Here is a 25,922-nt window from a genome sequence, read left to right as displayed (position 1 = left end):
GGAGTGATGCCAATTATGGCCAAATTGATACGACTTAGCCTGCCACTATTGGTGATTATTATTGGTCTGCTAATAAGCCAATACATCAAGGCAAACAAGCCCCAGGCTCAACGTAAACCGCAAGCCGAATTAGCTAAACTTGCAGTTGAAGTGAGTCCACTTAGCTTGCAGAGTTATCAAGCCAGCGTTAGCTCCTTTGGCACTATTCGCCCGCATACCGAAAGCAACTTAGTGGCACAGGTAGCCGGCAGTATTACTTATGTTTCGGCTAATTTTCGTGAAGGGGCATTTTTTGAAAAAGGCGAAGTGCTGCTAAAAATTGACGCCAGAGATTACCAAAACGCCATCACCATCGCCGAAGCAGAGCTGCAAACCACCCAGCTACAACTAGCCGAAGAACAAGCCAAAGTTGAACAAGCGCTGCGAGATTGGAAGCGTTTAGGCAAGGGCAAAACCGCCAACGACTTAGTATTACGTAAACCCCAACTAGCCGCCCAAGAAGCCGCGATGGCCTCGGCTAAAGCTAAGTTAACTCGAGCCAAACTAGATCTAGAGCGCACCGTAATTCGCGCCAGCTACGCCGGAAGAATTCTGGAGAAAAACGTTGAACTAGGCGAGTACGTGACTACCGGAAAAAACCTAGCCAATAGCTATGCGGTAGATTACTTAGAGGTGCGCCTACCCTTAAGCTTAAACGAGCAAAGCGTATTAAACATCCCAGAAAATTACCGCCGCAGCCAAAGCCCCGTTAGCCAACCACTCGTAGATTTAAGCACTAACTTTGGCGCTCAAGAATACCATTGGCAAGCCAAAGTAGAACGCAGTGAAGCTGCCCTAGATAGCGCTAGCCGCCAGCTATTTGTTGTGGCAAAAATCGATGACCCCTACGGCCCAGCTAACGAAAATAAACCAGCGCTTAAAATAGGCCAATTTGTCAGCGCACAAATTCAAGGCAAAACCCTAGAGCAAGTATTTATTATTCCTCGCAGCGCACTCTATTCAGGGCAACAAGTGATTGTATTGGAAGACGGACTGCTACAGAGAAAATCAGTCAATATTCTGTGGCAAGATCAGCAAAGCTACATAGTAAATGGCGGCATCGAAGCTGGCCAAATGTTGGTGACTACGCCCCTTGGCAGGGTAATTAGTGGCACACCCGCTAAGCCAATAGGAGCCTAAAACATGCCGCAAATCACCCCTAATATTGCTCTAACCATCCCCTTAGGGAGAGAACTATTATGCATGGCTTAATTGCTTGGTTCACTCGCAACCACGTTGCCGCCAACTTGCTAATGGTGCTGATCATCGGCTTAGGTTTGTACTCGGCCAAATTTCGTTTACCGCTAGAGGTTTTCCCTGAGTTTGAACTGGACATGGTTAATGTAAGCATCGCCCTACCGGGCTCTAGCCCAGAGGAGAGTGAAGAAAGCCTAGCCATTCGCATCGAAGAAGCAATTAGCGACATTGAAGGCATAGACCAAATATCTTCAGTCTCGCAAGAAGGCGCTGCTCGAGTGAGCGCCGAGATTAACTCGCGCTACGATACCCGCGATGTAATGAGCGATATTAAATCGCGAATCGATGCCGTTAATACCTTTCCTAGCGATGCAGAACGCCCAGTGGTTAGCCTTACTCAACGCAAACGCGAGACTATTACCGTTGCAGTATCTGGTGACTTAGCCCATAGCGAATTGCGCTTAGTGGCAGAATCAATTCGCGATGAATTATTGCAGTTACCAGAACTCACTCAAGTTGAACTGGATTCAGTAGCGCCCTATGAGATTTCGATTGAAGTCTCGGAGCAAAAGCTCCGCGAATACGGGCTGGAGCTAAGTAAAGTTGCGCAAACCATTAGCCAAGCGTCTTTAGATTTGTCTGCCGGCTCGGTGAAAACTCAAGGCGGCGAAATACTACTGCGTACCAAAGGTCAAGCCTACGTAGGTGATGAGTTTGCCAACTTGCTAATCATTAGCCGCGCCGACGGTACCCGCATTCGCTTATCCGACATTGCTACGGTGGTAGATGGCTTTGAAGAAACCCCCATCGAGAACCGTTTTAACAATCAACCGGCGGTGATGATTGAGGTTTATCGCGTAGGCGATCAAAGCGCCATTGCCATCTCCGATGCGGTGAAACAATACATTAGCGATAAGCAGTCTTATTTGCCGCAAGGCATCTCGCTAAACTATTGGCGAGACAGCGCCAAAATAGTAAAAGCCCGTTTAAACACCCTAAAAAACAGTGCCATTCAAGGTTGTTTATTGGTGGCCTTGTTACTGGCTATCTTCCTGCGCCCAGCCATTGCGATTTGGGTATGTATAGGTATTCCCATTAGCTTTATGGGTGGCCTGTTGTTGATGCCTACCATGGATGTCACCATCAATATTATCTCGCTATTTGCCTTTATTATGGTGCTGGGGATTTTGGTGGACGATGCCATTGTCACCGGTGAGAACATCTATACCCACCTAAAGGCGGGTGAAGAACCACTGCACGCGGCCATTAAAGGTACTCAAGAAGTCGCCGTGCCGGTTACCTTTGGCGTGCTTACAACTATCGCAGCCTTTATGCCGTTAATGATGATTGATGGAGTGCGTGGCAAAATATTTGCGCAAATCCCACTGATTGTTATTCCGGTGCTGCTATTTTCCTTTGTGGAATCAAAGCTGATTCTACCCGCCCACTTGAAACACATTAAACCGGTGAGCAAAAATCCGGGACGCTTTAGTTATTGGCAAAATAGATTTGCCAATGGCTTTGAGTCCGCCATCATCAAGTTTTATAAGCCAGTGTTAAAAGCGGCTTTGTCTCGAAGACTGCTTAGCGCCGCCATCGCCATCAGTGTTTTTGTGGTGGTATTGTCTTTAGCCACCTCTGGCTGGGTACGCTTTATTTTCTTCCCAAGAGTACCCAGTGAAACCGCCCGCGCTAGCTTAGTGATGCCAGCGGGCACCGCCTTTAATACTACCGACGATTACATCAATCGGATGTTGGGCGCAGCCCTAGAATTACAAGAAAAATACCGAGACCAAGAAACCGGCGACAGCGTAATTTTAAATATTTTGGCCACCAGTGGTTCTAGCGGTGGTTCGGGCAGTGGCCAAAGTAATAAAGGCCGAGTGATATTTGAAATAGAACCGCCGGAGTCGCGCACTAATCCAATTAGCAGTGGCGAACTAGTGAGAGAATGGCGACAACTTATCGGCAGCTTACCTGGTGCAGAAAGCCTAACCTTTAGGGCAGAAATCGGCCGCGGTGGCTCGCCCTTAGATGTGCAGTTCAGCAGTAACGATTTTGCGGCGATGGCTCAGGTGGCAGAGCTCACCAAGCAAAAACTACAAGAGTACCCAGCGGTATTTGATGTAGAAGACAGCTTGGCCGACGGCAAATTGGAGCTGCAACTCAACATTAAGCCACAAGCCCAAGCGCTCGGTTTAAGCTTAAATGATTTGGCCCAGCAAGTAAGAAGTGCTTTTTTTGGCTATCAGGTACAACGCATTCAACGTGGCCGCGAAGACGTGAAGGTTTACGTCCGCTATCCCGCCAGCGAACGCCGCTCTCAATACAACCTTAATAATATGCTGATTCGTACCCCCGATGGCGCCGAGCTGCCCTTTAGTGAGGTGGCTAGCGTCACCCCTTCACAAAGCCCGGCCACCATTACTCGCATTGACCGCCTACGCACTCAAAATATCCGCGCCGATGTGAATAAAGAGCAAGCCAATATTGAGGTGATAAAAACCGAGCTACAGCAATGGTTAAGCCAAACCTTGGTGGCCTACCCACAGGTAAACGCTAGCCTAGAAGGCGAAGCTAAGGAACAGCGAGAATCTTTTAGCAGTTTGGGCTTTGGTATGTTGTTTGTACTGTTTGTGATCTACGGTTTACTGGCAATTCCCTTTGCGTCTTACTGGCAACCCTTAGTGGTGATGTCAATTATCCCCTACGGCGCGGTGGGTGCGGTTTTGGGCCACATGATCATGGGCATGCCTTTAACTATTATGAGCATGATGGGCATGTTGGCGCTGACCGGTGTAGTAGTAAACGACAGCTTGGTACTAGTGGATTACATTAACCGCCAGCGTAAAAACGGGGTGGATTTAATGACTGCGGTAGCCAATGCTGGCGTGGCCCGTTTTAGGGCAGTAATACTCACCTCGCTTACCACCTTTGCCGGTTTAATGCCGCTTATCTTTGAGAAAAGCACTCAGGCTCAATTCTTAATCCCTATGGCGGTATCACTGGGCTTTGGCATTATTTTCGCCACCATGATTACTTTGCTAATAGTGCCAGTTAACTACCTATTGTTAGAAGATGCTCAACGCGGACTTAAACAAGCCAAGCGATGGTGGTTACGGGGATTTGAGCAAACCAGTAATTAGTCGTAACAAAAAAGGGATTAGCTTAGCTAATCCCTTTTTCATTCAAACCGCGAACGTTTAAGCCACGCTAGTGCTTACCATTTCTTCGCCCTGCTCTACAGCCTCGGCAATAAATTCAGTCACTTTATCCTTATCAACACCGACCAATTCGCACAAAGGAGCAGGTAGGTTACTCGCCACCATCTCACTGCTCAAACCGGCATTAAGCGCATGGTGAGCAAAAATAGCCAAACGTATTAATACTGCTGGCTTAGATACCTCTTCAAAATCCATTGGATTAAGTTGTTGTTCAATGGCATCCGTGATCACCGGAGAAAAATTCCAACGACGAGCCAACTCACCGCCAATTTGGGCATAGTCTAAACCTAAGGTTTGACGCTGCGCCGAAACCCGCGTTTCGCCAGTTTCTAAACTTAACTCGATTAGGCCTGCTTCCTCGGGAGTGGCGCTGGCAATCAGCAACTCGCCAAAGTTATGTAACATACCGCAGGTAAAGGCCATTTCAGGTTCTATATCAGTGCTTTTGGCGAGCGCCTGCGCTAACAAAGCCACATACATGGCTTGGCTCCAGAACTGTTGCTGGTCAAAGTTTTTACTGGGCATCATGCCATTAAGACCTGCTGCAACCACCAATGAGCGAACCCGCTTTAAACCAAGGCGAATTGCCGCAGCTTCAATAGAATCAATTTGCTTAATACCGCGAAACGCCGCCGAGTTGGCCATTTTCAGTACATTGGCACCTAAAGATTGATCAGTGGCGAGCTTTTTACCTAACTGATGTAAATCGACATTCTCATCGTTAATGCTGGTCAGCAATTCCTGCATAATTTGCGGCATCACTGGCAGTTTTTTTACCTGCTGGAAAAAGGCTTCCAGTTCCATGGATTACTCCCTAAAAAAATAGTGTGAAGCACTGCATGCTTTCACTTACCAATTGGTCAAAAATTGAGCGCCATTTCACATTGATGTAACAAACTAAGTTGTTTATCACCAAATTGACCCACACTGAATCTTATATGCGGAATAGTTTGACCTTATAGGCGCGGAAAATACAGTGACGATAGCACAAAATGGCAGGAAAACTTGGCCCTGCTGTAAACCAATTACTCAAGGTTTATCAGAACCGGTGCTAAAAGAATTAATTTTAGGAAACAAAACCTTAGATTATGGTTCGTGGTTACATTGCCTAGGTGCAGAACGCTTGGTAGACGAACAAGAGTATCCCAGTGCCAGCCAAGCGCATATTGTGAGTGACGCCTTAGCGTGAAAACTGCTCAGGCACCTCGCCTAACAACACCATTTCACGCACTTCATTTAACATCACCTGAAACCAAGTAAATTGATGCTGATGTTCTTCGGCACTAAAACCAACCGTCCCTGCCATAAAGTTTCGAGTGAAACCATACAAATACAAACAAACACTGGTTAGGGCTTCATCGTCCCACTTCGAGCCATTTTCAATAAATGAACGCTTACTGTAACCAATCAAAATTTCGCGGTGCCAACTTTCTAAGGCTTTAAAGTCTTGGTCGTGAGTAAACAGTTCATGAAAACTCACCAACATTACCTCTGTTTCTGGCAGTTGATTAATCCGAAACTGGGTACTGTCTTTATATTCAACGATATTACCAACAGCATGTTGAAAGTTGTGTTGCTCAACCACCTCTTGCACTGTTTCAAACCAACGCTTGGCGAGGGCAAAAAAGATCGCCTCTTTGTTCTTAAAGAAACGATATAAAGAAGCAATGTCTATCTCGGCATATTGGGCAATAAGATTAGTATTTACCGATGCCATGCCTTGTTCTTTAATAAGAGACAAAGTGCTATCTAAGATGTGTTCCACTAGTCGCCTGGTTCGCTCTTGGCTTGGCAGCTTACGCATGGCCAAATGCTCAGGTACGACATAGTTTTCCATATACACCTCTCATTGATATAAACATCATCTAAATTCCTTCAGCTAATCCAAATTAAATGAAGCTTAGCTGAGATAATACAGCAGCTTATACTCCACATAGCCTAACTAAACAACTCTTGCATAAGATAACTGTGTATAGGTTTTGTCACGAAGAAAAACTTATTGCTCGACAATGCTAAGGAATATGCAACAATACACAAATATCTGACTCATTAGTCAGATCTAATAGCTAGTTATTCACGGAGAAGAATTTGGACCGCTCGGCCGAAGATTTAGTCAACTGGTTTCGTCAGTCGGCACCTTATATTAATGCCCACCGAGGCAAAACCTTTGTTGTAATGCTTAGCGGCGAAGCCAGCAGCAGTGGCAATTTTAGCAACATCATTCAAGATATCGCGCTACTTAAAACCCTTGGGGTAAAAATTGTACTGGTATGTGGTGCACGTCCTCAAATCGATGGTCTCATTGCGGCGCATCAGCATAGTTGTTTATTTGCCGGCGAGCAGCGCATCACCGACGAGCGCAGCCTTAACATCATTAAACAAGCGGTTGGCCAAATCCAAATGGATATCGAAGCCCAACTGTCTATGGGTTTAGTCAATTCTCCTTTGCATCAAGCGCATATCAACGTGGTTCGCGGCAACTTTGTAGTAGCCCAACCGATTGGCGTAGAAGATGGCATCGACTTTTTGCACACCGGTAAAGTACGGCGCATTAATCACCAAAGCATTAAACGCCAATTAGACCATGGCGAAATAGTGATGGTGTCTCCCTTGGGCGTATCGGTCACCGGCGAGTTATTTAATATTTGCTCGGAAGACATTACTACCGAAATCGCAGTCTCGTTAAAAGCGGACAAAGTGATTTACTTCTGCCCAGAGCAAGGTATTCATAACGACAAAGGACAATTGGTAAGCGAATTGTTACCCGACACCGCCAATCAGTTAATGCGCTCAGAACCCTTCTTACGCGAGACCGACAAAGATACGCTGCGCTATTTACGCGCGGCTATTCAATGTAGCGATAGAGGCATAGATCGTTGCCACTTAGTGAGCTATCAGCAAGACGGCGCACTATTGCAAGAACTCTATACCCGCGACGGCAGTGGTACGCAGCTCGTTCAATACAGCTACGAGCGGGTGCGAGAAGCCAGACTGGACGATATTAACGGTATTATCGAGCTAATAAGACCATTGGAAGAAGAAGGTATATTGGTACGTCGTTCACGCGAACTACTTGAAATGGAAATTGAGCGATTTACCATTGTTGAACGTGACGGCATGATCATTGGCTGTGCTGCGCTGTATGCCTTTGAGCAAGAAAATATAGGCGAATTGGCCTGTTTAGTTAGCCACCCACAATATCGTCAAGCCAGCCGAGGCGATCGCTTATTGCAAGCCATTGTAAAACGCGCCCGCCAGCAAGGTTTGAGCAAGCTGTTTGTGCTAACCACTAAAAGCATTCATTGGTTTAGAGAACGCGGCTTTGCACCTGCCGACTTTGAAGATCTACCTACCGAAAAGCAAGCCATTTACAACCTACAGCGGCGCTCCAAAATCTTGATGATGGATATCACTCACTAAGCGACCTATCAGCGTCATAGTGCTAATCCACTAAACAAAAAACCAGCTCTATAAAAGAGCTGGTAAAAAGACAAACATAAGAAGTTAAGGAAGCACGCTAAGTAGGCGCTTAGCGTGAGATTCTATTTCTCTTAGAAGTCGTAACGCGCAGCGAAGTGGAGCTCGTTCTCAGCGTCATCAATGTTGTTGATTTGGTAAGCAGCAACAAGGCGTAACTGTTTAGTTAGGTTGTAACGACCTTCAATGGTGTAGTAATCAACTGCATCGTACTTAGCTGAACCTTCTGCTTCAACTTCAGCTTTGTTCCACATAGCTTGAGCGCGGAACGCTTTAGTGAATTTGTAGCCAGCAACTAACTCGTAGCCAGTGTGGTCGTTCTTGGCGTCAGAGCCGTGAAGTTTAAAGGCTTTGTTGTTTTCGCCCATAGAGTAGTTAAGTGCAGCGTAAACACCATTTGCATCGTAGTTAACACCAACTAAAGCCATTGTGCTGTCTTTAGCATCGCCATTGTTAGCAATGTTGTAACCCGCACCTAGACCAAGACCAAAATCGAAACCGTAAGCTAAAGCGATACCGTAAGCTGAGTTGTCTTGGCTAGCACCAGTAGTCTCATCTTTTTGGTTGTCGTTAAACTTGTAAGAAGCGTGAAGTTCAAAGTTGTTGAACTCGCCAGCATATTTTAGAACGTTGTCTGAACGGCCAATGCCTTCTTCACGGCTAGAGCTAATACCGATAGCAGAGTTACCGTAAGGGTTAACGTAGCTTGAATCAGTCCAATCAGCTACTAACTCAAGAGCGCCGTAGTTACGACCAAATGTTACTTCACCAAAGTTGCCACCGAAACCAGCGTAAGCTAAACGTGCTTTAGTTGCAGAAGTGTTGTCACCTTCGCCGTTGTTTTCTAATTGAAGCTCGTAACGGCCCAAAGCGTAGTTTGACTCACCAAACTGAGATTTTACTTTAGCGCCAAAACGTACGTATTGGTCTGCACCAAAGTTGTCAGATTTACCAGCATCGTCACCAGCAGTGTAACCAGCGTAGATACGGCCGTATAAATCAACAGCGTGTTTCTCGTCTTCGTAAACTTTAGCAGCGTTAGCTGAACCAGAAGCAGCGGCAACCGCTAGAGCGATAATAGTAAGCTTTTTCATTTTAATCCCTAAAAAATGTGAAGTACATCAAGTAAAAGTTGAACAAATCTTAGGGTCAGAAAATGACAGCGAGGTGACTGAAATATTAAAGATTAATGACAGCGGAACTTTGTTGAATAGTTTGTAAGAGTTTATTTTTTAAGCGTTTTATTTAGTAAGCACTGATGTTTATCAGCGCTTACTAGAATATTATATCGCTATCAAGCAGTGCTAGAATCGGTAGTTTAGCCCCAAATTTAGGCCTAATTGAGACCAATAACTGCCAACAAAAGTAACTTGGCAACCAGGGCCGCATTCAATCTTGGTACCTTCATTCACAAAGGTGCCATACAGTCGGCCTTCTAGCTTTAAATCGAGGTTTTCGGTGAGGTGGTAAAAGTAACCGCCACCTAAGCTAATAGAAAAGCGTTGGGTATCGCTACCAGGGCTGGCAGCAAAATGGGTAACACCTGCGCCACCGCTAGCAAAGGTTTCAAAGTTTTCATATTGCCAACGGCGTGATGCGGTTAAGTGAGCATATACCACGTCAACATCAGTTGTGGCCGTATCGTCCATCTCGGTGTTTTGCCAAGACACTAGCGCTCCCACATAGTTTTCGTAAGTCTCACGTTTGCGATTTTCACCACGGCTAGTCGCAAAGTCAAAGGCAGCCATATAAGAAGGGGCTGAGCGGACAGAGTAGGTCTGTTCGGTGTCTAGGTCGGTCATTTCGCCACCAAAGGTATAACCAGCACCAATACTTATATCAGCCAGCGCGGGCAGCGAAATACAACACGTTAATAAAAGTCCAATTTTTCTTAGCATCTTAAACCTCCTGTTAGACACATCAACAGTGTCTAACATTCAGTTACTTATGCCAAGATTAAATGGCTTTAAATTGATTAGTAATCACATCGTAGTGGTAACCAATGGTTTCTAAACGGCGCGCTAAAGAACGCTCTTCAAAACCAAAGGTTAAGGCTAGGTCTTCTAGGCTATTGCATTCTAGGCGTAGCTTCTCGTTCACAATACCTAATAAGATGTTGGCTTCGAGGTTCAACATATAGCTAGCATCCATAATTAACTCCTCATCTATTGGCTGCATCGAGTTAATTTGAGCTTAGTTAAACAATCCTCACTTTTGTAGTTAAGCACTCGCAACAATGCTGTATTTTTTTGTTTACTTGAGGGAGGACCAAGCAAAAACCCAACAAAAAGCCCAGCAAGTGCCGGGCTTTAGTAAGCTAATCTTGTCTCGCTATCTTATTAGATATCAAACTTTTCACGCATTAGTGCTTCATATTCCGTACAGCCACCTACGTGTTGTTCATCAACAAAAATCTGTGGCACGGTTTCTACCGGCTTACCTACGGTTTTTTCAAGATCGGCTTTTGAGATGCCTTCAGCATGAATATCAACATAACGGAAGTTATAGTCTTCGTGTGCTTCGCTTAACTGCTCGGCAATCTGCTTGGCACGAACACAATAAGGGCAACCAGGACGACCAAAAATTACTGCAAACATCTTAAACTCCAAAACCATTGTGAATTAGCCCTACTATAGCGGCTTGCTACTAAATAAAAAAATCGAATATTTCATTGTTAGCGATAGGTACTAGCTATCAAATCTTATGGACCTTGTGTTTGGGCTTAATCTTTCACCACTCAATGGTCGTCAATTAAGCCTAACAAGCGCTGTTTAAGTAAGCTGCTGAACTCATTACGCATTGCTTGATCAACCATCGGCTCTACGCAATTAACCGTAAGGCTCAATGCGCCAGCTACACTTTGCGCGCCAAGCCAAAATATGGCCCCAACCAAATGTTGAGCGGCAGTAAAGTAATATTGCTGAGGTATTAATCCAGAATTTTCTAATGAGCCAAACACACGCTCTAAAGACCCCAGATTAGATAAGTGCAAACAATTGAACCTGCCAGCGACTTGCTGCATTTCATCATCGGCACGGCGCGGCGCTTGAGCCTCCCACCAATTATCATTACACGAGACCAAGTGCAGGCCAGAGTCTACTTTCTCTTTATAGGCTTGTTTAATCTTTAGTGCGCGTTGCCAAAAACCTTGCGATGAATCGCTAGCTACTTCAAAGGAAAACATCGACACATAACACGCCAGTTCTTGATGATTTACCGGAGGCTCTACGATGGGTCGAACATTCGCATTACCGCCAGCACTTACTGCACTAACCGGTGAACGAGCAATCTTTGCCGCTACCTCAATAGCAGCGCAATAAAGCGTGATGGTAAGGCTTACTTGATGCTGACGGCTAATCGCCAATAAACGCTGGGATTGTTGCTGACTAAAACTCAATAATTCGAGTTTATTTTGTTGCCTTTGTTTTAATCCAGCTTGGTTGAGCCATACTCCTGCCTGAGCCGGACTAATCGGAGTGGCGAAAGGGTTATCGTCATCAGAGTACTCATCTAAAGCCAAGGCTTGATGCACACCAGCACGAATGCTTAAACGCTGAATATCTGGCACCGCTTGTTGAGCCACTTGCTGATGTCGCTCTAGCCACTCGGCTAACAAAGACGCCGCCGACAAGCCATCACAAATACTGTGGTGCATGCTAATTACCAAGGCTGATTGCTGCTGGCCTAGCAATACCGATACCCGCCAAAGCGGACCGCCAAGCTCAAGCGGCGTATTAGTTTGTTGCTGCATGGTGTCACGCAGTGCCTGAGTAAATGGCAACTTGCTTTCATCAATCTCTGCCACCTCAAGCTCTGGCTGGCTAGCACACTCTTGCCACTGCCATTGTTGTGCAACTTGATTTAAACAAAGTGACAAGAACGGGTGACGAAGTTGCAATAGTTGATGAATTCGTGGAATAAAGTGAGCATTGATCCTTCCAGTCACTGTCACCGCATTAACTACTAACATGGCACCAGTGCTGGTTAATTCGGCAAACAAAGACTCGGTTTTTCCCAATTGGCGAATCGTCATCAAAACCCCCTAAGGCAAGCAAACTGCAGATAACTCAATAAGCAGCAATCATTGCATAGTTGGCGCTTTCACTTTCACTATCTGGATCACCATGTTGAGGATTAAGGCAACAGCCATCACGCTAAATATGATCGCCATCGCACTTGGGCTTGGCATAAAGGCGCTAGTTAAACCACCAACGGCTAAGGCGGTAAGGGTCATTTGTGTCGTGCCACTTAAGGCAGACACCGTGCCTGCTTGGCCAGAAAAGTGAGCAAATAACCCTGATTGAGATATCGGGTAAATCGCCCCAACACTAATGCTAATTAAGCTCATCGCTGCAACCACCCAAAATAAAGAGTGAGCCTGAGTCAGCAATATAAAGGCTGCGATAAAAGGCAGCACAGAGGCTAATAGTAGAATTTGCTGTTCTGGCCAGCGACCGTTAAAGCGACGGGTAAAAGCGCTGCCCAAAGCCAAACCTGCTGCTGGCACTATCATCACCAAACCAAAGTTATCCGCCGACAAGCCAAAATCATGCTGCAATACAAATGGTGCGCTGCTGATCATGTACATCAAGCCAATGCTAGCGATCCAAGCAAAACTAGAATAGTGAATAAAGTGGCGATCTGCGGCCAAGTTTAGGTAGTCGTTAAACACTCTGCTCATGTTAAGCGGCGGGCCGGCTTCTACTTGAGTCTCTGGTAAGAGTTTGGCAGCAATGATTAATAAGCTTGCTCCAGCAATACCAATAATCACAAACAAATAGTGCCAGCCCCAATAGGCGGTGACAATGCCACCAATAACCGGCCCGAGTACTGGGATAACCGACGCCGCCATGCCTAACCAGGCAAAGCCATGTTTAAGCTCTTTGCCGCGATAGCTATCGCTAATTAAACAGCGGGCTAAGATTTGGTTGCTGCCCGCGCCTAGGCCTTGAATCATTACCCCCACTAACAGCAGATCAAGATTATTAAAGCCCAAAAATGTCAGCAAGTTGCCTAACAAGAAGATGGCTTGGCCTAACCAGAAAATTCGTCGTCTGCCGTAACTATCTGCCAATGGTCCATAAAAAAGTTGCGAGATCCCTAAGCCTAAAATGAACACCACAATTAAACGCTGCACTAAATGCTCGTCTACCGCAAAATGAGTGGCCATTTCCGGTAAAGCAGGCGCAAGTAGCCCATTGGTTAATTGGGAACAGGCAATAAAAGCGATAGAAAAAAACAGCGGGATCCGCGAATAGCTCACTAATAAACTCCAATACATCAGCGTCACTCATTGTAAAACAAAGCTAAAAGCGGATAATCATTCATCAAAGACACTGTTTATTTCCCAATGGGAAACAATCAATCTAGGAGTGAATTAATGGATTGGCTAAATGCAGTACAAACCTACGTAGCAGTGGTAGAGAGCAGCAGCTTTGTGCAAGCGGCCCAGCAATTAAACATCACTACCTCTGCCTGCAGTAAACGTATCTCTTGGTTAGAGTCACAACTGCATTGCCAACTACTATTGCGCACCACGCGGCGGGTTCGGGCCACCGAGCAAGGTCAGCACTTTTACCTGCAAAGCTGTGATTGGTTGAGCCAATTTAATAATATGCGCCAGCAGCTTGGTCCCTCCCCACGCGGTTTAACCGGCAATCTAAGTATTGGCGCGCCTGCGGTGTCGGGCAGCTTATTTGTAACGCCGCTAATTGCCTCTTTTTTACCGCAACATCCCCACCTTAATATCGAACTGATGGAAGTGGAGCCAGGCGAGATCCCCGATTTATCGCTCGATATAGTGGTAACCCGACAGCTCGACAATTTTGACAGTACCAGTTACCGCATGCTGCATTTGTTTAATTACGCGGTGAAATGCTTCGCCAGCCCCGATTTCTTAGCCTCCTGCGGGCCAATAAGCCAAGCCAAGCAACTCAAAGCCCTACCGCTGCTACTAGTACAAGGTCAAATCAAAGCTGGCGGGGTTAAGTTTAATGAGGGTACCGTACTAAACCAGGCTTCACGTTTTGTTACTCACGACCCGCTGGCAGCGATTCAAGCAGCGGTTCACCATATGGGCGTGGTGCTAGTCTCAGAAGATTTAGTTCAACAACAGCTATTAGACGGCAAATTAGTAGAAGTGGTGCCGGGGCTACTTTCAGAACAACGTAGCGTATGTGCTTATTATCCGGCGCAACGCTATGAGAATCCCAATATCAGCGCTTTCTTGCAACACCTACGAGAACAAACCCAAGACGGTATTAGTTAAATAGCAGCTGGCAACTCAGCCTTTAGAAGTATGGTTGAAGCGAAGCCCTCTGCACTGGACAACTAAAGGTCAGGCATAAAAAAACCGCTAGCCAAGGCTAGCGGTTTAGGATGTAACAAGCGTAAATTCAAGTCACGAGTTAAAAAGGCAACTACTGAGTAGTTTACTCGGCCGCTTCAACATCTGATTCACATTCTTTTGCTTCGATATCTTCACTGATTGGAAGGCGCACAAAAAAACCTTTACCAGTTGCAAAACAACGCATCGTTTGTTGTTGATCTTGTTCCATTTAGATAAATCTCCTAAGTTGTTGCAAGGGTGAAAAAGTTAAATGTTTGGTTTAATTTCTCGTTATATTTTGCTTATTGCCACTTGCGTAAGTAAGGCTAGCTAGTGAATAAAAATTGCACAAGAAATAATCAGTAAAAATTCCATTTAGCCAATCATTTCTTGATCTAGCTCAGTCTTGCGGGAGGTAATCTATAGGCTTTTTCTAGAAATGTGAAGTACTAATTTACCACTTTGGGGATGCAAGCCAAATCACCAAAAAATAATATCTTTAAAAATCAACGAGTTAAAAATACTGCCAAATGTCGAAAAATATCACTTATAGCTATTTGATATGACAAAACTGAATTTTATATGCGTTTGGCTATATTTGTAATTTGCAGAAAAAATAACAATAGTTGAATCAGTCACTTACATAAGGCTTAGCGACCCAAAACAACCGGGTGAATAATTATTCACAAAACAGACTAGTGACAATAAACATACTTATACGATTGGAGCGCAGGCCACTGATAGCGCGAGCCCTAGCGCTTTTTGATTTTCACAAAATCGAAGAAAAGCCATAATGCAATAATGGTTGCCGACACCACCACGCCATATTCTAGATAAAGGTGGATGTAACCAAGAAAAAAGCTTACCGCGGGTAAAACAAATACAAGCATTAAGGCCAACAGCAAATAGCCCAAGATAATCTCCTCTTTTTTTAGGAGTATATCTTGATGATTCGCGCTTAAGCTATATCAAAATGCCGATTAAAGTAAGAATTTCACGATACTTAGACTAGAGCAGGAAACAGCCGAGAATAAAACATAAGGGAGTAACATAAAAAAATGAGCAGATCTCGTTCTTCTATAGTACCTAATTGCGACAATGTACTGGAAATAGCTGCCTAGGCAATTAGTGATAAGCAATAACTCAGCGAGTACTTGTCACCACCTCGTTAGCCCTCTTTCAATACACCGGTAACTATTCAAAGTAAGACTTAAGCTGCAGTTGCACGTGCCCGTCTTTCCAAACCGTGGTATCGATTTGCGTTTTGCAAATAGCACATAGGGTTTTGTTCGACAAGGTTAGATGGCTGGACAATCGATTACCTTTCGCGCGAAACAACCAATTACGCTGGGCCTGCCAACGCACTCCACCTCGCCAATTGGCGCGCCATTGCGGCACTTGTTGGTAACGTAAAAACTCTGACTGCTCGGTAGTGTTAGTAGCCACCTGATTGCGATTAGTGCTTCGAGCATTGAGCTGCTGTTCTTGTAACCAGTTAATATCATTAAATAAATCATTAGCTGCTTTGGGTTGCTCGAGCTCGTTCTCCACACTAAAGTCGAACGCCAGTGTAGGCTTTGCCTGTACTAAGTTTGCCCACATCAATACTGCAATCATTAAAGAAAATGCAATACCCATAACCACCTCCAAGCACCAATTGTTTAGTTAACTACTTCCTCTTTGGCTTTGGCTTACAACACCTACCTTAACAAGCTCGTTAAGATACCTTTATTAAAGAGTAGTAGAGCTAATGGGTTCTTGCTATTTCCATGCCACTACAAGGTTTTTACATAAGAGCGGCTTTACATTTTGCTAACCTAATTACACCTAGGCATAACCTATCACACCGATAAACTTTACAAATTGGTTTGACCAATGGAAATAAGCGATACTTTTGTGCGAAGTTACTTGACTGTTAGGCCGTAGTTTTCTTTCATAGCACACCAAATGCGAAAAATTAGCTAACATGCAGTAGCTAACAAACATTTAATAAACAGCGACGTGTTGCCAACACAGCAACTCAACATAACAACCATTAGCAGGAACACACTATGCAAATCGGAATACCTAAGGAGATCTTCGACCAGGAGAGCCGGGTAGCCGCCACCCCAAAAACCGTAGAGCAGTTGCTAAAACTAGGCTTCTCTGTGGCAGTGGAAAGCGGCGCGGGAACAGCAGCCAGCTTTAATGATGACGCTTACAGCGAAGCAGGCGCAGAAATTGTAAGCAAAGAGCAAGCATTTCAAGCTGACCTTATCTTTAAGGTAAATGCTCCACTAGATGGAAGCGACAACACCACTGACGAACTTGCCCTTATAAAGGAAGGCGCAACGGTAGCCAGTTTTGCATGGCCTGCACAAAATCCAGAGTTACTAGAAAAATTCAAAGCTGCCAAGGTTAACTTATTAGCCATGGACATGGTGCCACGTATTTCTCGTGCCCAGTCTTTAGATGCGCGCAGCTCACTAGCTAACGTAGACGGCTACCGCGCGGTAGTAGAAGCCGCCAACCACTTTGGTCGCTTCTTTACTGGTCAAATTACTGCCGCAGGTAAAGTACCACCCGCTAAAGTATTGGTTATTGGTGCAGGTGTAGCCGGCTTGGCGGCCATTGGTACCGCTGGTAGCCTAGGCGCTATTGTGCGCGCCTTTGATACTCGCCCAGAAGTTAAAGAACAAATTAACTCTATGGGCGCCGAGTTCCTAGAGCTTGATTACGAAGAAGAAGATACCGGCAGCGGTGATGGTTACGCTAAAGAAATGAGCGCCGCCTTTATCGAAGCTGAAATGGCCTTGTTCCGTGAGCAAGCTCAAGACGTAGATATCATTATTACTACGGCGTTAATTCCTGGTCGCCCAGCTCCTAAACTGATTTTGGCCGACATGGTTGAATTAATGAAGCCAGGTAGCGTGATTGTGGATTTAGCCGCAGCCACTGGCGGTAACTGTGAATTAACCGAACCTGGTGAAATTGCCGTTAAACATGACGTAACCATTGTTGGTTTAACCGACATCTCACGCCGTTTACCAGCACAAGCTAGCCAACTATACGGTACTAACTTAGTAAACCTACTTAAGTTACTAAGCCCAGAAAAAGATGGCGAAATTAATATCGACTTCGAAGACGAAGTTCTACGTGGCGTAGCCTCGGTTAAAGATGGCGAAATCACCTTCCCACCACCAGCGATTCAAGTAAGTGCTCAGCCAAAAGCCGAAGCACCTGCAGTAGAGCCGGCTCCAGTGGAAGAAGAAAAACCTAGCAAACCTTGGCTAAAACCTGCTCTAGCAGCCGCTGGCGCAGCTGCTTTTGCTTGGGTAGCCAATGTAGCACCAGCAGACTTTGTACAACACTTCACTGTGTTCTTGCTGGCCTGTGTAGTGGGTTACTACGTAGTTTGGAACGTAACACATGCCTTGCACACTCCATTAATGAGTGTAACTAACGCCATTAGCGGCATTATTATTGTGGGTGCCTTAGTGCAAATGAAAGCCGACACCTCCTGGGTAGTATTACTGCTCTCCGGTATCGCTGTGCTTATCGCCACCATTAATATTGCCGGTGGTTTTACTGTGACTCAGCGGATGCTGAAAATGTTCCGTAAAGACGACTAAGGAGAAAAAGTCACATGTCTCAAGGTATTGTTTCTGCAGCGTATTTAATCGCTGCCCTATTGTTTATCTTCAGCCTTGCCGGCCTAAGTAAACAAGAAACCGCCCAACGCGGTAACATCTTTGGCATTATCGGTATGGTTATCGCCGTACTGGCCACACTTGCTAGCACCCAAGTAACCGGTGGTAGCTGGATTATTACTCTTGCCATGGGTATTGGTGCCGCAATCGGTATCCGCCTAGCGCTTAAAGTTGAAATGACCGAAATGCCAGAACTCGTGGCAATTCTGCACAGCTTTGTAGGTATGGCAGCGGTATTAGTAGGTTTCTCAAGCGCCATTGATCACGGCTCGTTAATTGACTCAGTAACCGGTCTTATCGACCCAGTGGCTAAGTCTATTCACGACGTTGAAGTGTTCTTAGGTATCTTTATTGGTGCGGTAACCTTCACTGGTTCAGTAGTAGCATTTGGTAAACTGCGCGGCCTTATTAGCAGTGCCCCTAAAGCGCTTCCTGGTGCTCACTGGCTAAACCTAGCCATGATTGTGGTATCATTCTACCTAGGTAGTGTGTTCATGGATAGCGGCTCTATGTGGCCACTGGTTATCATGACCTTTATCGCCTTTGTATTTGGTTACAACTTAGTATCTGCTATCGGCGGCGCCGACATGCCAGTAGTTGTATCAATGCTTAATTCATACTCTGGTTGGGCAGCAGCGGCAGCCGGTTTCATGCTGGGCAACGACTTGCTAATTATTACCGGCGCGCTAGTAGGTAGCTCGGGTGCAATTCTGTCTTACATCATGTGTAAAGCAATGAACCGCTCGTTCATCAGCGTAATCTTAGGTGGCTTTGGCTCAGAAGGCGGCACAGTTGTAGCTAGTGACGTAGACCAAGGCGAGCACACCGAAGTGCAAGCTGAAGACGTAGCCGAAATGCTAAAAGACGCGAACGAAGTGATTATCGCTCCAGGTTACGGCATGGCAGTAGCACAAGCCCAATACCCAGTAGCGGAAATTACCAAACAGCTACGTGATAAAGGCATAAACGTTCGTTTTGCTATTCACCCAGTAGCTGGTCGTTTACCAGGCCACATGAACGTATTGTTAGCCGAAGCCAAAGTACCTTACGACATCGTAATGGAAATGGACGAGATTAACGAAGACTTCGCCTCTACCGACGTAGTGCTAGTAATTGGTGCTAACGACACGGTTAACCCTGCAGCTAAAGAGCCAGGTAGCCCAATTGCCGGTATGCCAGTGCTTGAAGTTTGGGATGCGAAGAAGGTAGTGGTATTTAAGCGTTCAATGGCAACGGGTTATGCCGGTGTTCAAAACCCATTGTTCTTTAAAGAGAATACTGACATGTTGTTTGGTGATGCGAAAGAGACAGTTCAGAAGATCCTTTCTCATATCTAAGCAAATGATTTGTTTATGATGGAAGCCGCTCATTGAGCGGCTTTTTTGTATCTTCCAGATAGCAGTGACATCAACTTTCTTCAAAATTAACAGGGTCATCAACATCGCGATAAATATTTACTGAGTAATCTTTCTTATTGGGAGCAGCAACGTGTATTGGTATGCCCCGTTCCTTACATAGTGTTGCAACAACTTTTCTATTGGTTTTATTCATTTTAGAACCAATAATCACACCAATTAGAGCTTTATCAGAAACGGTTTCCACCACACCTGATTTGGCATTTTCTTCATCACTGCCAGCAAACAACACACTACGAATCTCGCCTTCATATTTCCAGCGAATATGTTTTTGATAAGCATAGTGGTGATTTAGCAACTCAGTTTTAGCCGAGACTTTTTTCATCACCTTCCCTGCGGTAAAACTGAATTGTTGAATTCGTTCTGTGACGGATGAGTTTAAATCTCGGTATGTGATTTGTTTGACTTGTTTATTATAATCAATTGGATTTAGCTCTATTTTTTCATGGCTAGATAACTCTGTTTTATCATAGATAAAGCAAAGGCCAGTCATACCATTTGCATAATGTGACCACATCAACGGCTCGTTGCATTTACTGCTAAAGCAACAAATAAACGTTCCTGTGGCATTCTTTTCCAGGTCTTGAAGTTGAATTTCAATGAACTTTTTTAGGGAATTGAGAACTTTATTTTGTTCACGTTGAGCATATTGTTCAGTCAGTTCTTCATGAGACATTATTTTTAGATGTTTGTTAATCTCAGGTAATTTCTCGATCTTAAGCTCATTCCAATCAAATTCGAATGGATGCTCAAAGGGATCATTGAGGAGGCGAACATGAGAATGCCAAAGTTCACTCTCTATCAACTCCCTGATCGTGTTTTCGTTGTAGCTTCTATAACGATATAACTCTTTCATTTAGTCGATTACCTTATACTTTAATTGCTAAGCTACATTACAGGCTTTAAGAAACATCGGTCAAATGGCAGTTTATCAATAACTAAGTATTATCATTTTGACTATATTTACCTGAATCATCAGTGAAATATTTAAATAATTAATATGCTTCAAATTCAGATTTCGCCCTGACGGCGACTTCCTTTTTCTTTGAACAGCCAAAGAAAAACTAAGGAAAAAGAAAGGCTGCCCCAACATCATCTTCTTCCTGCGTTGCTCACTCACTGCGGCGCCAAAACAACTCGCTACGCTCAAACAGGTTTTGCCTTTATCCGCCGCTCGCTTGCGCTACTCGGCGATGATGAGGGGATTAAGATCAAGAGCGAACACGCCTAGTTCATTTTCACACCTAAAGCTAAGAGCTACGCTGTCTTGCTCTTTGCTCTTTGCTCTTTGCTCTTTGCTCTTTGCTCTTTGCTCTTTAGCACCATCATCTCCGCCGAGTAGCGGAGTAAACAAGGGATTAAACCGAGGACTGTTTGAGCGCAGCGAGTTTCCGGAGGTGCCCTTGTTTGCGAGCAACGGAGGAGCTAAGGAGATGCGGGCTGCCTTTCTTTTGTGTACTTTTCTTTGGCAGAGCAAAGAAAAGTACATCGCCGATAAGGCGAAACCTGAACCAACACCAAGCATTGGTCCGAATGAAACTAATGAAATCTCAAGCTCACAGCTCTGCTTTCAAAACATCATCATCTCCGCCGAGTAGCGGAGTAAACAAGGGATTAAACCGAGGACTGTTTGAGCGCAGCGAGTTTCCGAAGGTGCCCTTGTTTGCGAGCAACGGAGGAACTAAGGAGATGCGGGCTGCCTTTCTTTTGCTACTAAGCTTTAGCCGAGCAAAGCTTAGTACATCGCCGATAAGGCGAAACCGGAACCAACAAAGTACTTCGAAAGCGAATTCGCGAAGACGCGCTAATTTATAAGAAACGCAAGGTGAAAGGGAATGCAGGCCGCCTTTCTTTTGCTGCTAAGCTTTAGCCAAGCAAAGCTTAGTGTGTCGCCGACAAGGCGAAACCTGAGCCAACAAAGTACTTCGAAAGCGAAATACGATTAGCAACGCTTAAGTCGCCACCTCTGCTGGATTTAGCGATGAACTAATAATTAAACGGTGGGTTCGCAACACAAATAACAAACACAAAAAAACCGCTAAGTAGCGGTTTCTTCTCAATCTAACACCTCATTACCACATCAAATCATCTGGGATTTGATAATCCGCATACGGGTCGTCTTCATCAATCACATCTTGGCTTGGGTCGTTAATTAGCACCACTACGCTTTCGTCACGCTGGGCAATTTTTTCCGCCACAATAGTAGGCACAACTTCGTAGGCTTCACCTAAGGTCACAATGGCTAAACGGCCGTTGCTTAGCTGCTTACGCAGCTCATCGGTAACAAATATCTTTTTAATTACGCCATCATGAGTGAAGTTATAGCCATCATCACCGCGCTTTCTGTCGAGCATGTTCATCTCGATCAATTGCTTAATTTGTGCGGCAACGGCTTTCTTGGCTTTTTCAGCATTTTGCTGCTGCGCTAACTCGGCATCACGTTGTTGCTGTTCGGTACGCGCTTGCTCGGCAGCAGCTTTTACTTCTTTGGCCAAGGTGCGAGACTTTTTATTAGTTTTGCCAACTTTTTTGGCTTTTTTCTTATCAACTAAACCAGCTTTAAGCATCTGCTCTTGCAGGGATAACTTGGCCATAGGAAATCAATACCTTCGAATTCGATGAATGAACTTACAATGCGGCATGGCTGCCACTAATGGCCTAGATAATACGTGAAGCTACCGCAAATTTGAACCTCTTAGCCGCCTATTCAGCCTCTGGTGCAAGGGTTAGCGATAAAGGCTGATCTTGCGGGTAGCCCGACAAATCGATGTCACTACCGTTAAGTTTTAAACTAAAACCTTCGATCTTGGAAAAATATAAAGACGCAGGGTGCTGGATCTGCCAGGTTCGCAAATCGCCCATGCCTAGCCAGCCATCAAATACTACTTTGTCGCGACCATCAATTAGCAGCAGTTCGGCGCGATCGTCTGCTGCTATTTCTAGCTCAATCACTTGATTTGGCCGTAAGGTTTCGGGTTGCCACTGGGCGCTAGGCGCTACCCAATAATAAGTGCGGGCACCTTGCCAGCGATAGGGCAACTGAGCCGGTGGGCGAATAGGATGAATGGGTCGTAGTGGTCGCTCAATGGGGTGGCTGGGAATCGGCCGTTCAATCGGCTGTTCGGGTTTATGCAGCTGGGCAGGTTGAGCCGTTTGCTCTGCCATGCAAGCTTCTATAACACCAATAGCTAACAGCAAAGCCAAACCTATGTTACAAAGAAACCTTAGCATTTTGCGCCTCAAATACAGTTAAACCCTTGATTAGTAATAATAGCTGAAAAATTCATATATACTCTTGGTACATGATCATATTTACAGTGGTTTAAGTGGAACTAAGCAGCCTGCCTATTACTGCACTTAAGGGAGTGGGTGACAAACTCGCCGAAAAGCTCCTGCGCTTACATATTCGAAATGTAGGCGATTTGCTGCTGCACTTACCGCTGCGCTACGAAGATCGCACCCGCGTTTGGCCAATCAACGATCTCTTGCATGGTGCTCATGTATCAGTGCATGGCGAGATTACCAAAGTTGAAACTATTCACGCACGTCGACGCATGCTCACTTGCCGGATTAGCGACGGCAGCGGCAGCATTACTCTACGCTTTTTCAATTTTAACAACGGCCAAAAAGCGGCCATGCAACAGGGCAAATGGATGCGCTGTTTTGGCGAGGCAAAGCGTGGTAAACATGGCTGGGAAATGATTCATCCGGAATACAGCATAATTGCCGATGCCAACGCACCGCTCATGGATGAAAAACTCACCCCGGTCTACCCCACTACTGAAGGTTTAAAGCAGCTCAACCTGCGTAAATTGAGCGAACAAGCTTTTAAACTCTTAGAGCAATATCCGCTAGTAGATTGGCTGCCACCAGCATTACGCCCCCATGGTTTAGATCTAAACCAAGCCTTGATGTTGCTGCATCGCCCAGAACCAGACACCGAATTAAGCTTACTGGAAGAAGGTAAGCACCCTGCCCAACAACGTTTGGTGCTAGAGGAGCTAGCCGCCCACCAGCTAAGCATGTTAAAGCTGCGCCAAGAACAGCAGCGCCAAGCCGCAATTGCTTTGCCTTTAGCCAGCCAACTGGAGCAGCAGTTTTTAGCTCAATTGCCCTTTAAACCTACCAATGCCCAGCAGCGAGTAGTGGCCGAAATTAAAGCCGATACCCAACAGCCTCACGCTATGATGCGGCTAGTACAAGGCGATGTAGGTAGCGGCAAAACCTTAGTAGCAGCAATGGCGGCTTTACAAGCTTTAGCCAATGGTTACCAAGTAGCGCTGATGGCTCCCACCGAAATATTGGCCGAGCAACATGCTGTTAATTTTGCAGCTTGGTTTGAGCCTTTAGGCATTAAGGTTGATTGGCTAGCCGGCAAGCAAAAAGGCAAAGCGCGTAATCAAGCTATGCAGCGAATAGCCAGCGGCGAAGCGCAAATGGTAGTGGGCACTCACGCGATTTTTCAAGATCAAGTACAGTTCGCCAAACTGGCCTTAGTGATCATTGATGAGCAACACCGCTTTGGTGTTCATCAACGCATGGCTCTGCGTGAAAAAGGTGCTGCGGTAGATGGCAGCAATACTCTACCCCATCAGCTAATCATGACGGCGACCCCTATCCCTCGCACCTTGGCGATGACCGCTTATGCAGATTTAGAACTGTCGATTATTGATGAATTGCCACCGGGCAGAACGCCAATTAAAACCGTGGCCCTGCCTGATACACGCCGCGAGCAAGTTATCGAGCGGGTGTACCAGGCTTGCCATAATGATGGTCGCCAAGCCTATTGGGTGTGCACCCTAATTGAAGAGTCAGAGGTTTTACAATGCCAAGCGGCAGAAGACACCGCCGATACCTTGCAAAAACAATTGCCCGACTTACGCATAGGCTTAGTACATGGCCGAATGAAGCCACAAGAAAAGCAATGGGTAATGGAGCAGTTTAAAAATCATCACTTAGATTTGTTAGTAGCAACTACCGTGATTGAAGTTGGCGTTGATGTGCCTAATTCCAGTTTAATGATTATCGAAAACCCCGAGCGGCTGGGTTTAGCTCAACTCCACCAACTACGTGGGCGAGTTGGCCGCGGCCAAGTAGAAAGCCATTGTGTGCTGATGTACCACAGTCCCTTGTCTAAAACCGCCAGCTCGCGCTTAAGTGTGCTGCGCGATAGCACCGACGGATTTGTAATTGCCCAACGTGATATGGAAATTCGCGGCCCCGGCGAACTCTTAGGCACTAAACAAACTGGCTTAGCCGAGTTTAAAATTGCCGATTTAGTGCGTGACCAAGCAATGATTGGTAAAGCCCAGCGTTTAGCAAAACAGTTATTACAGCAAACGCCGGTAGCCATTGAGCCACTCATTGACCGCTGGTTAGCTGGCCGCGAGCAGTTTGCCCAAGCCTAAATAGCAGAATCAGTTAATAGCTTAGGTAAGGCTAAAAATCTCATCGCGACATTGCTCAACCAAGATCTCTTGCAACCACAAGTACAGAGGATTTTGTCGATTGCGGTAGTGGAAAACATAACCAGTATCGTATTTCAGCGCTAAACCTTTAAAGTCTTCACTTAGCTGTAATTGCCTAATGCCGGGAATATCTTCTGGTGGGTAATAAGTCACACTTGGGTAGACTAAATCACTCACCCGCAATACATCCATAATCGAACCCGGCAATTCTGAGCGATACCCAATGGTCACTTCTACGCCATAGGCAGCTAAAAACTTTTCTGCCTCGGTGCGAGCCGGGCTCCAACCAGGTACGTGAATTAAAGCGGTAGAGTAAGTTTCGAAGTGTTGCGGAGTGACAATATTGTCGCCAATAGGATGAGCTTCGCGGGCATAAACATAAATAGGCTGTCGCCATAAACGCCGCTGCACTAGCTCTTTAGAGCCTTCTACTGGCAGCAAACATAAACCAAAATCAATTTGCCCTCGCTGAATGAGTTCGCAGGTATCGGCGCCCCAAGTGGCCACTTGTAAACGCAAGTCTGGCGCATGTTGCTGAAGTGCCACAAACAAGCGCTTAGCCACCGACGCTAACAACATAGGATGCATGGCAACTTTTAGAATGCCCTCTAATTTAGCTGGATCAAAGTCATTGTGATGGTCCACTACATTGGCCAGTTCGGCCAAAATCCCCGGCAGACTCAGTGACAATTGCTCAGCTTTGGGAGTAGCAATTAGGCCGTGTTGAGCGCGTACAAATAGTTCATCAGCAAAATGTTCTCGCAGTTTTTGTAAGCTGCGACTTATCGCAGGTTGACTCACATGCATCCGCTCGGCGGTGCGACGGGTATTCAGCTCTTGGGCCAATACCACAAACACTTTTAGTAAGTTTAAATCTAAGGTTTCAAAGGAACTATTTGTCACCGACTTCCTCCAGCATGATTCCCCAATATGATCCTTAAACATTAGCAACGAATGACGCTAAGCTCATCATTTTTCGAAGAAGCTAGGCGTTTACTGAGAATCAACACATAAACTGTAGAACTTATGCACAAAAAAGCCGCTAATCGACAGCGGCTCTATATGCATACTCAAAGCTAAGCTAG

24 protein-coding genes are annotated in these 25,922 nt (G+C 45.5%); 8 read left to right on the top strand and 16 right to left on the bottom strand.

Translation table 11 applies throughout. The annotated features are described in order from the left end of the window. The first annotated feature begins 15 nt into the window (after positions 1-15). Entirely contained in the window at positions 16-1,179 is a 1,164-nt protein-coding gene (locus tag G6R11_RS15200; protein ID WP_163133927.1) for an efflux RND transporter periplasmic adaptor subunit, read from the top strand. Positions 1,180-1,238: 59 nt separating this feature from the next. Continuing rightward, on the top strand, positions 1,239-4,382 hold the full coding sequence (locus G6R11_RS15195; protein ID WP_163133926.1) for an efflux RND transporter permease subunit: 3,144 nt from the start codon (positions 1,239-1,241) through the stop codon (positions 4,380-4,382). 57 nt (positions 4,383-4,439) lie between these two features. On the opposite strand, the gene G6R11_RS15190 is transcribed toward G6R11_RS15195, so the two are convergent. Next, the gene (locus G6R11_RS15190) at positions 4,440-5,264 is read right to left on the bottom strand and encodes an HDOD domain-containing protein (RefSeq protein ID WP_163133925.1); all 825 of its coding nucleotides are present in this window, start codon (positions 5,262-5,264) and stop codon (positions 4,440-4,442) included. Positions 5,265-5,436: 172 nt separating this feature from the next. On the opposite strand from G6R11_RS15190, the gene G6R11_RS15185 reads away from it, so the two are divergent. Next, positions 5,437-5,649: a hypothetical protein gene (locus tag G6R11_RS15185; RefSeq protein WP_163133924.1), complete on the top strand. Its 213-nt coding sequence runs from the start codon at positions 5,437-5,439 to the stop codon at positions 5,647-5,649. On the opposite strand, the gene G6R11_RS15180 is transcribed toward G6R11_RS15185, so the two are convergent. Continuing rightward, complete coding sequence (locus G6R11_RS15180; RefSeq protein WP_163133923.1) at positions 5,641-6,297, bottom strand: TetR/AcrR family transcriptional regulator; 657 nt, start codon at positions 6,295-6,297, stop codon at positions 5,641-5,643. The two genes, G6R11_RS15185 and G6R11_RS15180, sit on opposite strands and share 9 nt — an antisense overlap. Positions 6,298-6,548: 251 nt before the next feature. Between G6R11_RS15180 and argA the strand changes: the two genes are divergently transcribed. Further along, positions 6,549-7,880, top strand: coding sequence for an amino-acid N-acetyltransferase (argA, locus tag G6R11_RS15175; RefSeq protein WP_016399842.1), 1,332 nt, complete (start codon positions 6,549-6,551; stop codon positions 7,878-7,880). 131 nt (positions 7,881-8,011) lie between these two features. Here the strand turns inward: argA and G6R11_RS15170 are convergent, their stop codons facing one another. From G6R11_RS15170 to G6R11_RS15145, 6 genes are all read right to left on the bottom strand, one after another. Beyond that, entirely contained in the window at positions 8,012-9,031 is a 1,020-nt protein-coding gene (locus G6R11_RS15170) for a porin (RefSeq protein ID WP_163133922.1), read from the bottom strand. A 210-nt stretch (positions 9,032-9,241) separates the two neighbouring features. Further along, positions 9,242-9,835, bottom strand: a complete 594-nt coding sequence (locus G6R11_RS15165; protein ID WP_163133921.1) for a porin family protein — start codon at positions 9,833-9,835, stop codon at positions 9,242-9,244. A 58-nt stretch (positions 9,836-9,893) separates the two neighbouring features. Continuing rightward, the gene (locus tag G6R11_RS15160) at positions 9,894-10,088 is read right to left on the bottom strand and encodes a DUF4250 domain-containing protein (protein ID WP_016399845.1); all 195 of its coding nucleotides are present in this window, start codon (positions 10,086-10,088) and stop codon (positions 9,894-9,896) included. Positions 10,089-10,276: 188 nt separating this feature from the next. Further along, positions 10,277-10,534, bottom strand: a complete 258-nt coding sequence (locus G6R11_RS15155) for a GrxA family glutaredoxin (RefSeq protein WP_163133920.1) — start codon at positions 10,532-10,534, stop codon at positions 10,277-10,279. Positions 10,535-10,674: 140 nt separating this feature from the next. Next, the gene (locus G6R11_RS15150) at positions 10,675-11,970 is read right to left on the bottom strand and encodes a condensation domain-containing protein (protein ID WP_163133919.1); all 1,296 of its coding nucleotides are present in this window, start codon (positions 11,968-11,970) and stop codon (positions 10,675-10,677) included. 48 nt (positions 11,971-12,018) lie between these two features. Continuing rightward, positions 12,019-13,218, bottom strand: a complete 1,200-nt coding sequence (locus tag G6R11_RS15145) for a multidrug effflux MFS transporter (protein WP_163133918.1) — start codon at positions 13,216-13,218, stop codon at positions 12,019-12,021. A 99-nt stretch (positions 13,219-13,317) separates the two neighbouring features. Between G6R11_RS15145 and G6R11_RS15140 the strand changes: the two genes are divergently transcribed. Beyond that, a complete protein-coding gene (locus tag G6R11_RS15140) occupies positions 13,318-14,205 on the top strand; it encodes a LysR family transcriptional regulator (protein WP_163133917.1) in 888 nt (295 codons plus the stop codon). Between the two features lie 163 nt (positions 14,206-14,368). Here G6R11_RS15140 and G6R11_RS21910 read toward each other — a convergent pair whose 3' ends face one another. From G6R11_RS21910 to G6R11_RS15130, 3 genes are all read right to left on the bottom strand, one after another. Then, positions 14,369-14,494, bottom strand: coding sequence for a hypothetical protein (locus G6R11_RS21910; RefSeq protein WP_016399851.1), 126 nt, complete (start codon positions 14,492-14,494; stop codon positions 14,369-14,371). A gap of 523 nt (positions 14,495-15,017) precedes the next feature. Continuing rightward, on the bottom strand, positions 15,018-15,179 hold the full coding sequence (locus G6R11_RS15135) for a hypothetical protein (protein WP_163133916.1): 162 nt from the start codon (positions 15,177-15,179) through the stop codon (positions 15,018-15,020). A 280-nt stretch (positions 15,180-15,459) separates the two neighbouring features. After that, on the bottom strand, positions 15,460-15,903 hold the full coding sequence (locus tag G6R11_RS15130; RefSeq protein ID WP_163133915.1) for a hypothetical protein: 444 nt from the start codon (positions 15,901-15,903) through the stop codon (positions 15,460-15,462). A 413-nt stretch (positions 15,904-16,316) separates the two neighbouring features. Between G6R11_RS15130 and G6R11_RS15125 the strand changes: the two genes are divergently transcribed. Continuing rightward, the gene (locus tag G6R11_RS15125; RefSeq protein WP_163133914.1) at positions 16,317-17,876 is read left to right on the top strand and encodes a Re/Si-specific NAD(P)(+) transhydrogenase subunit alpha; all 1,560 of its coding nucleotides are present in this window, start codon (positions 16,317-16,319) and stop codon (positions 17,874-17,876) included. A 14-nt stretch (positions 17,877-17,890) separates the two neighbouring features. Further along, on the top strand, positions 17,891-19,291 hold the full coding sequence (gene pntB, locus G6R11_RS15120; RefSeq protein WP_163133913.1) for a Re/Si-specific NAD(P)(+) transhydrogenase subunit beta: 1,401 nt from the start codon (positions 17,891-17,893) through the stop codon (positions 19,289-19,291). A 70-nt stretch (positions 19,292-19,361) separates the two neighbouring features. Here pntB and G6R11_RS15115 read toward each other — a convergent pair whose 3' ends face one another. The 4 genes from G6R11_RS15115 to G6R11_RS15100 all read right to left on the bottom strand — a co-directional run bounded on the left by G6R11_RS15115 (position 19,362) and on the right by G6R11_RS15100 (position 22,534). Next, the gene (locus G6R11_RS15115) at positions 19,362-20,225 is read right to left on the bottom strand and encodes a DUF2971 domain-containing protein (protein ID WP_163133912.1); all 864 of its coding nucleotides are present in this window, start codon (positions 20,223-20,225) and stop codon (positions 19,362-19,364) included. Between the two features lie 327 nt (positions 20,226-20,552). Further along, on the bottom strand, positions 20,553-20,894 hold the full coding sequence (locus G6R11_RS15110) for a hypothetical protein (RefSeq protein ID WP_163133911.1): 342 nt from the start codon (positions 20,892-20,894) through the stop codon (positions 20,553-20,555). Positions 20,895-21,441: 547 nt separating this feature from the next. Next, positions 21,442-21,963: a DUF2058 domain-containing protein gene (locus G6R11_RS15105; RefSeq protein WP_163133910.1), complete on the bottom strand. Its 522-nt coding sequence runs from the start codon at positions 21,961-21,963 to the stop codon at positions 21,442-21,444. Between the two features lie 109 nt (positions 21,964-22,072). Then, positions 22,073-22,534: a RodZ domain-containing protein gene (locus tag G6R11_RS15100; RefSeq protein ID WP_163133909.1), complete on the bottom strand. Its 462-nt coding sequence runs from the start codon at positions 22,532-22,534 to the stop codon at positions 22,073-22,075. A 161-nt stretch (positions 22,535-22,695) separates the two neighbouring features. On the opposite strand from G6R11_RS15100, the gene recG reads away from it, so the two are divergent. Beyond that, a complete protein-coding gene (gene recG, locus G6R11_RS15095) occupies positions 22,696-24,777 on the top strand; it encodes an ATP-dependent DNA helicase RecG (protein WP_163133908.1) in 2,082 nt (693 codons plus the stop codon). 21 nt (positions 24,778-24,798) lie between these two features. On the opposite strand, the gene G6R11_RS15090 is transcribed toward recG, so the two are convergent. Continuing rightward, positions 24,799-25,740 carry a LysR family transcriptional regulator gene (locus G6R11_RS15090; protein WP_163133907.1) on the bottom strand — a complete coding sequence of 314 codons (942 nt, stop codon included), beginning with the start codon at positions 25,738-25,740 and terminating at the stop codon, positions 24,799-24,801. Positions 25,741-25,922 lie beyond the last annotated feature (182 nt).

Origin of the sequence: Agarivorans sp. Alg241-V36 (genome assembly GCF_900537085.1) — a bacterium.
GTDB lineage: Bacteria > Pseudomonadota > Gammaproteobacteria > Enterobacterales > Celerinatantimonadaceae > Agarivorans.
The sequence above is the reverse complement of the archived record's forward strand: the minus strand, read 5'-3'. Positions and strand labels throughout refer to the sequence as shown.

Excerpts from the sequence above, each read along its gene's own strand:
- G6R11_RS15100 (WP_163133909.1), bottom strand. The coding sequence starts at position 22,534 with ATGGCAGAGCAAACGGCTCAACCTGCCCAGCTGCATAAACCCGAACAG.
- G6R11_RS15140 (WP_163133917.1), top strand. The coding sequence starts at position 13,318 with ATGGATTGGCTAAATGCAGTACAAACCTACGTAGCAGTGGTAGAGAGC.
- G6R11_RS15155 (WP_163133920.1), bottom strand. The coding sequence starts at position 10,534 with ATGTTTGCAGTAATTTTTGGTCGTCCTGGTTGCCCTTATTGTGTTCGT.
- G6R11_RS15180 (WP_163133923.1), bottom strand. The coding sequence starts at position 6,297 with ATGGAAAACTATGTCGTACCTGAGCATTTGGCCATGCGTAAGCTGCCA.
- G6R11_RS15125 (WP_163133914.1), top strand. The coding sequence starts at position 16,317 with ATGCAAATCGGAATACCTAAGGAGATCTTCGACCAGGAGAGCCGGGTA.
- G6R11_RS15195 (WP_163133926.1), top strand. The coding sequence starts at position 1,239 with ATGCATGGCTTAATTGCTTGGTTCACTCGCAACCACGTTGCCGCCAAC.
- G6R11_RS15170 (WP_163133922.1), bottom strand. The coding sequence starts at position 9,031 with ATGAAAAAGCTTACTATTATCGCTCTAGCGGTTGCCGCTGCTTCTGGT.
- G6R11_RS15145 (WP_163133918.1), bottom strand. The coding sequence starts at position 13,218 with ATGTATTGGAGTTTATTAGTGAGCTATTCGCGGATCCCGCTGTTTTTT.
- G6R11_RS15150 (WP_163133919.1), bottom strand. The coding sequence starts at position 11,970 with ATGACGATTCGCCAATTGGGAAAAACCGAGTCTTTGTTTGCCGAATTA.
- G6R11_RS15115 (WP_163133912.1), bottom strand. The coding sequence starts at position 20,225 with ATGAAAGAGTTATATCGTTATAGAAGCTACAACGAAAACACGATCAGG.
- pntB (WP_163133913.1), top strand. The coding sequence starts at position 17,891 with ATGTCTCAAGGTATTGTTTCTGCAGCGTATTTAATCGCTGCCCTATTG.
- G6R11_RS21910 (WP_016399851.1), bottom strand. The coding sequence starts at position 14,494 with ATGGAACAAGATCAACAACAAACGATGCGTTGTTTTGCAACTGGTAAA.
- G6R11_RS15105 (WP_163133910.1), bottom strand. The coding sequence starts at position 21,963 with ATGGCCAAGTTATCCCTGCAAGAGCAGATGCTTAAAGCTGGTTTAGTT.
- G6R11_RS15200 (WP_163133927.1), top strand. The coding sequence starts at position 16 with ATGGCCAAATTGATACGACTTAGCCTGCCACTATTGGTGATTATTATT.
- G6R11_RS15190 (WP_163133925.1), bottom strand. The coding sequence starts at position 5,264 with ATGGAACTGGAAGCCTTTTTCCAGCAGGTAAAAAAACTGCCAGTGATG.
- G6R11_RS15160 (WP_016399845.1), bottom strand. The coding sequence starts at position 10,088 with ATGGATGCTAGCTATATGTTGAACCTCGAAGCCAACATCTTATTAGGT.
- G6R11_RS15130 (WP_163133915.1), bottom strand. The coding sequence starts at position 15,903 with ATGGGTATTGCATTTTCTTTAATGATTGCAGTATTGATGTGGGCAAAC.
- G6R11_RS15110 (WP_163133911.1), bottom strand. The coding sequence starts at position 20,894 with ATGCTTGGTGTTGGTTCAGGTTTCGCCTTATCGGCGATGTACTTTTCT.
- G6R11_RS15165 (WP_163133921.1), bottom strand. The coding sequence starts at position 9,835 with ATGCTAAGAAAAATTGGACTTTTATTAACGTGTTGTATTTCGCTGCCC.